Origin of the sequence: Spiroplasma sp. DGKH1 (genome assembly GCF_040940205.1) — a bacterium.
Taxonomy (GTDB): domain Bacteria; phylum Bacillota_I; class Bacilli_A; order Mycoplasmatales; family Mycoplasmataceae; genus Spiroplasma.
This window is the reverse complement of record NZ_JASTWG010000016.1, coordinates 1-688: the sequence shown is the minus strand read 5'-3', so window position 1 is coordinate 688 and position 688 is coordinate 1. Positions and strand designations below refer to the sequence as shown.

1 protein-coding gene is annotated in these 688 nt (G+C 59.7%); it reads right to left on the bottom strand.

Annotated elements, in window-relative coordinates:
- Positions 1 to 346: LasR-specific antiactivator QslA (locus QPK10_RS06705; protein ID WP_003108588.1), on the bottom strand; the 346-nt coding region annotated here is incomplete at its 3' end.
- Between the last annotated feature and the right edge of the window lie 342 nt (positions 347 to 688).

Here is a 688-nt window from a genome sequence, read left to right as displayed (position 1 = left end):
AGCCCTGACAGCTCGCTCCGGCGAGCGTCAGGGTCTTTCTGTGGCCAAAACAATCACCCGCGGTATAGATCTCGGCCTGCTCACCGCAGCGAAGATGCGAGCACATACGCTGGTGGATACGACTCAGGAAACCCACCTCAAAAGCTCGCCTCTCAATAGCGCAGGGCAGCAGATCGCGCTCTGCGATCATCACTGCCCAGAGCCATCCACTGCGGGCGTTATCGAGCCAGGTCTGTGCCAGCTTCACGCCCTGGTCGAATGCCTCTCTGCAATCGGCAGCCCAGGTGATCTCCATACCAGGATGGCCGTCGTGAGGTGGAAGGTAGGTCATCACACCCTTGCTCATCTGGCACCTCCTCGAACATCAGAGAGGGCGCGGCGGTAGAGCACGACCATCTCATCGAGCAGAGCCAGTGCTGAATAAGCAGCGATGCGCACGCGCAGATCCGCGGGCTGCAAGCCTTCAGGTTCGGCCAGTTGATCCAGCAGATTGCCAAGCATCACGCCACGTAGTTCAGCGGCAGCTTCAGAGGGTAGGGGAGAGCGTTCGGATTCATGCAGCGGGCTTCGCTGCAGAGGGAAAGGTACAACGCAGGATTCGAACTCAGCCATGGCGCACCTCCGGATCAGAGGTGAACAGCAAGACCTGAAGCCCAAGGCGGAGCTCTCGGGTAAAAAAGGGGTAGCG